The organism is Actinomadura fibrosa, from assembly GCF_900659615.1.
In the GTDB taxonomy this organism is placed as follows: Bacteria; Actinomycetota; Actinomycetes; order Streptosporangiales; family Streptosporangiaceae; genus Spirillospora; species Spirillospora fibrosa.
The window spans coordinates 1-9,219 of sequence record NZ_CAACUY010000309.1 but is presented as its reverse complement, the minus strand read 5'-3'; the positions used below and the strand labels follow the sequence as shown (position 1 = coordinate 9,219).

The 9,219-nt window shown below is 75.0% G+C and carries 6 protein-coding genes and 1 pseudogene; 3 read left to right on the top strand and 4 right to left on the bottom strand.

Annotated features, from left to right (window positions below):
- Positions 1-1,428 (top strand): AMP-binding protein (locus tag E1300_RS44090; protein ID WP_131763236.1); only part of this gene is annotated, 1,428 nt, incomplete at its 5' end.
- A gap of 23 nt (positions 1,429-1,451) precedes the next feature.
- On the opposite strand, the gene E1300_RS44085 is transcribed toward E1300_RS44090, so the two are convergent.
- Entirely contained in the window at positions 1,452-2,990 is a 1,539-nt protein-coding gene (locus E1300_RS44085) for a glycosyltransferase family 39 protein (protein WP_207400314.1), read from the bottom strand.
- A 183-nt stretch (positions 2,991-3,173) separates the two neighbouring features.
- Here E1300_RS44085 and E1300_RS44080 point away from each other — a divergent pair, with 183 nt between their 5' ends.
- Entirely contained in the window at positions 3,174-3,818 is a 645-nt protein-coding gene (locus E1300_RS44080) for a LysE family translocator (protein ID WP_131763235.1), read from the top strand.
- Between the two features lie 4 nt (positions 3,819-3,822).
- On the opposite strand, the gene E1300_RS44075 is transcribed toward E1300_RS44080, so the two are convergent.
- Both E1300_RS44075 and E1300_RS53100 read right to left on the bottom strand, forming a co-directional pair.
- On the bottom strand, positions 3,823-5,253 hold the full coding sequence (locus E1300_RS44075) for an amino acid permease (RefSeq protein ID WP_131763234.1): 1,431 nt from the start codon (positions 5,251-5,253) through the stop codon (positions 3,823-3,825).
- A 119-nt stretch (positions 5,254-5,372) separates the two neighbouring features.
- Entirely contained in the window at positions 5,373-7,298 is a 1,926-nt protein-coding gene (locus E1300_RS53100) for a serine/threonine-protein kinase (RefSeq protein ID WP_242619782.1), read from the bottom strand.
- Between the two features lie 166 nt (positions 7,299-7,464).
- Between E1300_RS53100 and E1300_RS44065 the strand changes: the two genes are divergently transcribed.
- A complete protein-coding gene (locus E1300_RS44065; RefSeq protein ID WP_207400313.1) occupies positions 7,465-8,421 on the top strand; it encodes an alpha/beta hydrolase in 957 nt (318 codons plus the stop codon).
- A gap of 21 nt (positions 8,422-8,442) precedes the next feature.
- Here the strand turns inward: E1300_RS44065 and E1300_RS50830 are convergent.
- Positions 8,443-9,219: pseudogene (locus E1300_RS50830) on the bottom strand (hypothetical protein); the annotation flags it as partial.

Here is a 9,219-nt window from a genome sequence, read left to right as displayed (position 1 = left end):
CGCGCGGCCGGGCGCCTGCGCGCGGCGGGCGTGCGGCGCGGCGGCCGCGTCCTCGTCGCGCTTCCCGACTCGGCCGCGTTCGTGGCCGCGTTCCTCGGGACGCTGCGGCTGGGCGCGGTGGCGGTCCTCGCCGGTCCCGAGCAGACGGCGGCCGAGCACGCCTACATCGCCGCCGACGCCCGCCCGCAGGCCGTCGTGTGCTCGGCGGACCTCGCGCCGAGGTTCCCTTCCGTGCCCGTCCTGACGGACGACACCCTGACGGCCGCGCCGCCGGGCGGGCACGTCCCGCCGCCGGAACCCGTCGCCGTACCGGCCGACGCCCCCGCCTACGTCCAGTACACGTCGGGGACGACGGGCAAGCCGAAGGGGGCCGTGCACCGGCACGGCGACGCGCACGCCTACTTCCAGGCGATGGCGCTGGGCGCGCTGGGCCTGACGTCCGAGGACGTGACGTTCTCGCTGTCCAAGTCGTGCTACCCGTTCGGGCTGGGCGCCACGGTGCTGTTCCCCATGCTGAGCGGCGGGGCCGCCGTCCTGTGGCCGGACGCGCCGAGCGTGGCGGGCGCCGTCCGGCAGGCGCGCCGGCACCGGCCGACCGTGCTGTTCACCGTCCCGACCTGGTACGCGCGGCTGGTCAGCGCGCCGGACCGCGCCGCCGTGCGGCGGGCGTTCGCGTCGCTGCGGGCGGCCGCGTCGGCGGGCGAGCCGCTGCTGCCGACGCTCGCCGACCGGATCGAGGAGATCCTCGGCTGCCCGGTGCTGGACGGCCTCGGCAGCACCGAGGTCGGGCACACGTTCGTCTCGAACACCGTGGACAGGCGCCGCCGCGGCGCGCTGGGCGTCGTCCTCCCCCCGTACGAGATCGAGATCCGGACCGGGACGGGGCGGGCGCGCCCCGGGGAGCCGGGCGCCCTGCACGTGCGGGGGCCGTCGGTGATGGCGGGCTACCTCGGCAGGCCGGAGCGGACGCGGGAGGTCCTCGGCGCGGACGGCTGGCTGCGCACCGGCGACCTCGCGCACGTGGACGCCGACGGGTTCGTCCACCACCACGGCCGCGCCCTCGACCGGATCACGGTGTCGGGGGAGCCGGTCCTGCCGCTGGAGGTGGAGCGCGTCCTCGGGCAGCATCCCGGCGTCGTGGAGGTGGCCGTGGTCGCGAACGGCGCCGCTCCGCGCGGTGGGAACGGTCCGAGCGGCGCGGGCGGGGACGCCGCGGGGGCGCTGCCCGAGCAGACGCTGAGCGCGTTCGTCGTGATCGAGGCGGGCGTGCGCCCGACGGCCGCGCTGGAGCGCGAGCTGCTCGCCCTGGCCGGCGCGCGGCTGGCCCGGCACAAGGTCCCGCGGACGGTGACGTTCATGGACGAGCTGCCCCGGACCTCGACCGGGAAGATCCGCCGCAACGCCCTGACCTGCGCCGACGTGCCGTAGCAGGAGCGCGGGGGCGTCGGGGGTTACGAGAGCCTCTTGAACCGGGGCCAGAGTGCCGTCCACGGCGCCCGCTGGCCTCGGCAGATCCAGACCGGCTTGCCCTGCTCCTCGTTGTCGAGGCCGACGCCGTTGTCGATGCGGCCGACGGGGCGGACGTCCGTCCAGTACCGGGTGAGGGACGGCGCCCCCGCGACGCTGTCCGGGCCCACGACGATCGACGGGCCGCCGGTGTCGGGCGGCCGCCCGAAGTACCAGTAGCCGTTGTGGCCGCTGTAGGCGCGGGGAAGGCCGAACTTCGTCCCGTAGCGGTCGAGCGCCCCCGCCTCACCGTAGTTGCTCGTGATGATCGTCGCTCTGGCGCGCTCGTCCGGCGGCAAGGTCCGGTAGACGCGGGCGACCTCGGCGGTGAACCGCTGCCAGCCGACCGTCTCGGACGAGTCGCCGTTGACGGCCGGCTGCGGGGTGTCCGCCAGCCGCGCCACCGGGTAGACGGGCAGCGTCAGCGCGACGGTGGCGACCGCGGCGACCGCGTACGCGGGGACGGTCGCGGCCCAGCCGAGGCCGCGCGGCGCGCCCCGCCGCTCGACCTCCACCGACCCGGCGGCCCACAGCGCGGCCCAGAGCCCGGCGAGGTAGTACGGCTTGCCCGCGGTGGCGAGGAACACGACGTTGAGCAGCAGGTACGCGTGGCCGAGGAACCGGAACGGGCGCAGCTCCGGCGACCGGTACGTCCGCCAGAGGCCGTGGATCCACAGCCAGGACGGCAGGATGCCGGTCAGCAGGAGCTGGAAGGGGAGGAAGCCCGGCCGCCCGCCGAAGTCGTCCTCGCCGGCGATCGCGTCCGCCATGTCGAGCTGCGGCCAGCCGTGGTCCGCCTGCCACAACAGCCCCGGGGCGAGCGCCGCCGCGGCGATCAGCACGGCGGCGGCGAGGAGGGGGCGGCGGAGGACGTCGCGGGGACCGGAGATCAGCAGCCCCGCCGCGAGCGCGGCGAGCAGGAACGCCGCCAGGTACTTGACGTTCAGCGCCGCGGCGGACGCGGCCCCGATCGCGAGCAGGAGCCGCTGGTCGCGGGTCCGGACGAGGCGGACCGCGAGCCACACGATCGTGGTCGACAGCAGGACGTCCAGCGTGGCGGTGGAGAGCGTGTGCCCGGTCGCGACCATGAACGGGCACACCGCGTACGACGCGGCGGTGAGGAGCTGCGCGCGGCGCCCGCCGCCCATCTCCCGCGCCGTCAGCGCGGCGACCACGACCCCGGCGACCGCGGCCGCCGCGGCGACGGCGTGCAGCGCGACGACCGAGTCGCCGAGCACCGCCGTGATCGCCCGGGTGAGCAGCGGCAGCAGCGGCGGCTGGTCGGGGTAGCCCCACGCCGGATGGCGCCCGGCCACGCGGAAGTACAGCTCGTCCCGGTGGTAGCCGTAGCGGCCGCTGACGGCCAGGAGCACGGCGCCGAGCGCCCCGGCGACCAGCAGGACCGGCCGCCACGCCATCGCCGGGGCCGGGGAGGGCGGACGGACGTCGACGGGACCGGAGGCCGCGGAGGCAGGGGCCGACATGACCGCACTGTAGATCTGTGACCTTGCTCACGTCACGATCTTCTGACGGCCGAGGACGGTCACCCCGGGGACGGACGAGGGCACTTCACCCGCGCGATGCAGGCTCCCTGCGCTCGACGGGTGGGAGGTGGGCTGCGAGAAATGGGGTGTGCCATCCGGGTATCGGGGGGTTAGCGTGCCGCCATGGTCTCGATTCAGCAGGCGCTCGCCTTCTCCGCGATGGCACTGGTCATCATCGTGATCCCCGGACCCTCGGTCCTGTTCGTGGTCGGCCGGGCGCTGGCGCACGGCCGCCGCACCGCGCTGGCGGGGGTGCTCGGCGGCGCGCTCGCCGTCCTCGCGCTGACCGTCGCGGTCGCGTTCGGCGTCGGCGCGATCGTGGAGCGGTCCCTCGTGGTCTTCACGGCGCTGAAGCTGATCGGCGCCGCCTACATCGTGTATCTCGGCGTGCAGGCCGTCCGGCACCGGCGCTCGCTCGCGGAGGCGGTCGGCGCGCTGCCGGACGAGGGCTCCCGCGGCCGCGGCCGGGACCTGCTCCAGGGCTTCTTCGTGGGCGTCACGAACCCCAAGACCGTGGTCTTCTTCGCCGCCGTGCTGCCGCAGTTCGTCGAGCCGGAGCGCGGCCACGTCCCGCTCCAGATGGTCGTGTTCGGGCTGCTGTTCGCCGTCCTGGTGCTGATGTCCGACAGCGTGTGGGGCATCGCGGCGGGGACGGCCCGCGAGTGGTTCGCCCGCTCGCCCCGGCGGCTGGCCGCGATCGGCGGCACGGGCGGCCTCATGATGATCTGCCTCGGCGTCACCGTCGCCGCGACCGGCCGGAAGGAGTGAGCCCTCAGCCGCCGCCCCGTCCCCGCGGTCCGGCGGGGCCCGCGGGCACGGCGGGCGCGGCGGCGGGCGGCGTCCGGCCGAAGCGCCTGCGGACGGGGTAGAGCGCGGTCACGACGGCGAGGCTCACCAGCGAGGCGACGAGCTGGGAGCGCTGCGCCTCCATGCACGCCATCGCGACGAGCACGGCGACGAGCGCGGCGACGACGAGCCAGCTCAGATACGGGTAGAGCCACATCCGGTACGTGAGGCTGCCCGGATCGGCGCGCCGGAGCCGGGCGCGCAGCCGCAGCTCGGACAGCATGACCGCCAGGTAGACGAACGCCAGCACCGACCCGATCGAGTTCATCAGGAACGTGAACACCCGGTCGGGGGCGGTGTAGGAGGCGATCACCGCGGCCCACGCGGCGACCGTCCCGAGGAGGATCGCGCGCACCGGGACGCCGCGCCGGTTGAGCCGGACCAGCCCGGCGGGCGCGTCGCCGTCCCGGGTGAGCACGTACAGCATCCGGGACGAGACGTAGATCGCCGAGTTCAGCACCGACAGGACGGCCGTGAGGATCACCGCCTGCATCGCGGTGCCGGCGGCGGGCACGTCCAGCCGGTCGAGCGTGCTCACGAAGGGGCTGGTCAGGACCCTGGCGTCGTTCCAGGGCAGGATCGAGACGATCAGCAGGATGGACGCGACGTAGAACAGCGCGACGCGCCACAGAACGTTGCCGGTGGCCTTGGCGACGGCGCGGCCGGGCTCGGCGCTCTCCGCGGCGGCGACGGTGACGATCTCCGTCCCGCCGAACGCGAACATCACCGCGATGATCGCCGTGAAGACCGCCTTGACGCCGTTCGGCGCGAACCCGCCGTGCCCGGTGAGGGGCCCGACGCCGCCGGGCGCGTCCGGCCAGAGACCGAGGACGTAGAGGACGCCGAGGACGAGGAACACGGCGATCGCGGCGACCTTGACGGAGGCGAACCAGAACTCGAACTCGCCGAACGAGCGGACCGAGACGAGGTTCACCGCGGTCATCACGACGAGCAGCATGGCGGCGAGCAGCCACTGCGGGAGCCCGCCGATCCACCCGTGCAGGATCGCGGCGCCCGCGACGGCCTCGGCGCCGACGAGGATCACGTAGAGGTACCAGTAGATCCAGCCGATCGTGAACCCGGCGAAGGGGCCGAGCGCCATCCGCGCGTACTCGGCGACCGACCCCGCGACCGGCCGCGCCACGACCATCTCGCCCAGCGCGCGCAGCACGCACAGGACGAGCAGCCCCGCCACCGCGTACGACAGGACCGCGGCGGGCCCGGCGGTCCTGATGACGGCGCCGCTGCCGACGAACAGGCCCGCCCCGACGGCGCCGCCGATGGCGAGCATCTTCATGTGGCGGCGGCGGAGCCCGGTCCGCAGGCCGGTGCCGGAGGCGTCGGTGGTTTCGGACATAGGTTTCGTCGGTTCCCGGTCGGCGTGGAGGTCGGAACCACCCTAGTTGACCTGGGAAACCGCGACCGGCCGGCGGAGGCCGCGCCGAACCGAGACGTCCGAAATGTGGGATATGTCGCTCAGTCCAGCGAGCAGAGCCGGACGTCGTCGAACCGCGCCGCCGGCTGCCCCGCGGTGCCGTCCGGGCGGGACACGACGAGCCCGCTGGCCGTCCCGCGGGCGTCGGACGTGTCGGCGACCCTGGCCTGCGCGGCCGCGTCGCCGTTCACCCACATGCCGAGGCGCACCGACCCGCCGTCCCGCGCGCACGCCGCCTGCACCCGCTGGTCGCGTCCCGCCCGCACATCCGGGACGTAGGCCGCCGCGAGGTTCCGGACGCCGCCGGGACCGTCCGCCACGATCCGGACCCGGCCGTCCGCCCGCAGCAGGAACCCGTACCCGAGGCCGCCGCGGCCCCGGCAGTACAGTCCGGCCTCGCCGCCCGCGTCGCCGAGCTGGACCCGCGCCTCGACGAGCTGATCGTCGGGCATGTCCTCCACCGGGGCCGGCACGGCGGTCAGGGCCGTCCAGGGAAGCACCCGCATCTCGTACTGCTTGTCGCGATATCTCGCGTCCCAGGTCGAGGCGCCGGAATCCCTCCATCCCGACCCGGCGTCGTCGAAGTCCTCCTTGAGGAGCGTCTCGTCGATCTTCGGGGGATGCCCGGTGAAGTCGAGCGACGCCTGGGAGGCCGAGCCGCCGCTGTCACCGCCATGACCGTCGCCGCCCGACCTCACCAGCCCGAACAGCGTCCCGGCCCCTAAGACGGCGGCGACCGCCGCGACCGCCGCGAGATGCCTGCGGTTCCTCCCCGGCCACGGCCGCCGTGCCGCCGGACTCCCGTGCGAGGGAGGGAGCGGCGGAGGCGCGGGAGGCGGAAGCGCCGGCCCCGCCGCCCCCGGCCGCGTCTCCTCGACGGCGTCCATCCGCGTCGGCTCGGTCACCGGCCCCCGGCCCTCGGAAGGCCCCTCAGGCGGCCCCTCGGAACGCACCTGCGAAGCCCCCTCGACCAGCACCTCCTGCGACGCCTCGGGCGGCGGCGCTTCGGAGCGCGTCTGCGGCGTGCCCTCGGGCAGCTCGGGCGCCGCTGCTGGCGGCGGTTCGGGCGGCGCTTCTTGTGGCGCATCGAGCGACGCCTCCGGCGTCTCCGCTGGGAGTGGCGTGGTGAGCGCGGTCGTCGGAGGCGGGGCGTCCGGTTGGTCCTCGCCGGTCAGTTCCTGGACGAGCCGCCGTACCGTGGGACGCTCGGCCGGGTCCTTCGCCAGGGCCCGTTCGACGAGGTCCCGCACCGCCGGGTCGAGCCCGTCCAGGGTGGGCGGCGCGTTCATGACCCGCTGCATCGTCGCCGGGACCGTCTCGCCGCCGAACGGCGGGCGTCCCGTGCCGGCGTAGGCGACGACGCAGCCCCAGGAGAACACGTCGGCGGCCGGGGTGATCTCCTCGCCGCGCATGATCTCGGGCGCGATGTAGGCGGGCGTGCCGACGAACTGGCCGGTGCGGGTCGGGCCGTCGGCGGTGTCGAGGGCGCGGGCGATGCCGAAGTCGATGACGCGCGGGCCCGTCGGGGACAGCAGCACGTTGGACGGCTTGAGGTCGCGGTGCACGATCCCGGCGGCGTGGATCGCGCCGAGCGCCGTCGCGATGTTGACCGCGAGGGCCTCCAGGTCGCCGCCGGACAGCGGCCCGCGGTCCCGCACGGCCTCGTCGAGCGCCGGCCCGTCCACGTACTCGGTGACGACGTACAGCGGCTCGCCGTCCAGCCGCGCGTCCAGGACCGCCGCCGTGCAGAACCGCCGGACCCGCCGCGCGGACGTCACCTCGCGCCGGAACCGGTCGGCGAACGCCTCGTCGTCGGCGAGCTCCGGATTGATCACCTTCACCGCTACCCGCCGGGCCTCCTCGTCCTCGCCGAGGAAGACGGTGCCCATGCCGCCGCGGCCGAGCCGGCCCAGGAGGCGGTACGGGCCGAGCCGCCGCGGGTCGTGGGTGCGTAGGGGGGCCTGCATCGCTTCTCCCGGAGCCGATGGGCGGGCGGATCTCAACGTTCCAGTCTCTGGGACGTTCGATCAAGGCCCTTCCGTTCCGTCCGCCGCGCGCGGCGACCGCCCGTACGCTGAACCCCGCGGACCGCGTGCCGCCGGGGATCGGCGGCGGAGGTGCTCTGGAGGGGCGATGGACGTGACGGCGGATGTGCTCGGGCCGGGCTACGAGGCGATCGAGCTGCCGATGGGCAGGGACGCGGAGGGCGAGGTCGTGGCGACGCTCGTCCGGCGGCGCGGCACCGAGCCGTCGCGGCGGGCCGTGCTGTACGTGCACGGGTTCGTGGACTACTTCTTCCAGAAGCACCTGGCGGACTTCTACCTCGACCTCGGCTTCGACTTCTACGCGCTGGACCTGCGCAAGTACGGGCGCTCGCTGCGCCCGCACCAGACCCCGAACTACATCGACAGCCTGTCGGACTACTTCCCGGAGATCGACGAGGCGGTCCGCATCATCCGGGACGTGGACGGGCACGGGACGCTGCTGCTGAACGGCCACTCGACGGGCGGGCTGATCGCCGCGCTGTGGGCGGACCGGGTGCGCGGGCAGGGGCTGGCCGACGCCGTGTTCCTCAACAGCCCGTTCCTCGACATCGCCGAGCCGCTGGTGATGCGCAAGCTCGGCGCGGGCCTCGCGCGGGCGCTGCGGCCCCGCTTCCCCAAGGCGAAGCTGCCCGCCGGGGTGTCCGACCGCTACCCGCGCAGCATCCACCGCGACCACGAGGGCGAGTGGGAGTTCGACCTCGCGTGGAAGCCGCTGCTCGGCTTCCCGGTGCGGGCGGCGTGGCTCGCGGCGGTGCGGCGCGGGCAGCTCCGCGTGCACGCGGGGCTGCACATCGACGTGCCGGTGCTGGTGATGGCCTCGGCGCGCAGCGTCCGCCCGACCCGCAAGGTGCTGGACGTGACGGAGGCCGACGCGGTGCTGGACGTCGAGCACATGGCGCGCTGGGCGCCGCGGCTCGGCCCGCACGTGACGCTCGTCCGGATCGACGGCGGGCTGCACGACCTGGTGCTGTCCGCCGAGCCCGCCCGCGGCCGGGTGTTCGCGGAGCTGACCCGCTGGACGAACGGCTACCTGCCCGGGGAGTGAGCCGGGCGGCGCCCGCGGCGCTCAGCCGAGGATCTTGGACATGTCGAAGTCGTCGAAGTCGGCGGTGATCTGCTGCGCCGCGTTGCCGCCGCGCTCGACCTGGAGGCCGGTCCAGCCGTTGGGGAGCGGCTGGTCGGCGTCGGTCGCGTCGATGGCGGGCCTGCCGTTGACCCAGAGCCGCAGCCGGTTCCGCGCGCCGCCGTCCTCGCTCTCGCAGGCGATCTGGAGCTTGTTCGGGCCGTCCGCGGCGAAGCCGGGCACGTCGTCGCGGGTGTCGAGCTCCTTGGTGCCCTGGTCGCCGTTGACCTTGCGGAGCACCGCGCCCTTGCCGTCCTTGCGGACGAGGAACATGTACTGCCGCTTGCCGTTGTCGTTCTCGCGGCACAGCAGGCCGTAGCGGCTGTCGTCGGGCCCTCGGACGACGCTGACGGTGACGGTGACGAGCACCGGGTCGGGGTTGTCCTCGACCTTGGCCTTGGGCGCCGTCCGGCCGCGCGCGTCGCTGCCCGCGTCCGTCTCGATCCGGTACTTGCCGCCCGCGTACCCGTAGCCGCTGATGAAGGTGCCGCCGTTCCAGCCCGAGGAGGTGTTCGAGAAGTCGTCGCTGAACGACGTGGCCAGCTTGCCGGGCGGGCCGTCCGAGCCGAGGGCCGTGAACGCGATCCCGGCGGCGACGGCGAGGACCGCGACGGCGGCCGCCGCGCCGATGAGCAGCGGACGGCGGGACAGGCCGCCGAGCGACCTCCCGGTGCGGCCGGGGCCCGAGCCGCCCGGCCGCGCGTCCCGCCGCGTGGCGTC

Coding starts and splice junctions, on each gene's coding strand:
- E1300_RS44080 (WP_131763235.1), top strand. CDS start 3,174: ATGGTCTCGATTCAGCAGGCGCTCGCCTTCTCCGCGATGGCACTGGTC.
- E1300_RS44085 (WP_207400314.1), bottom strand. CDS start 2,990: ATGTCGGCCCCTGCCTCCGCGGCCTCCGGTCCCGTCGACGTCCGTCCG.
- E1300_RS44075 (WP_131763234.1), bottom strand. CDS start 5,253: ATGTCCGAAACCACCGACGCCTCCGGCACCGGCCTGCGGACCGGGCTC.
- E1300_RS53100 (WP_242619782.1), bottom strand. CDS start 7,298: ATGCAGGCCCCCCTACGCACCCACGACCCGCGGCGGCTCGGCCCGTAC.
- E1300_RS44065 (WP_207400313.1), top strand. CDS start 7,465: ATGGACGTGACGGCGGATGTGCTCGGGCCGGGCTACGAGGCGATCGAG.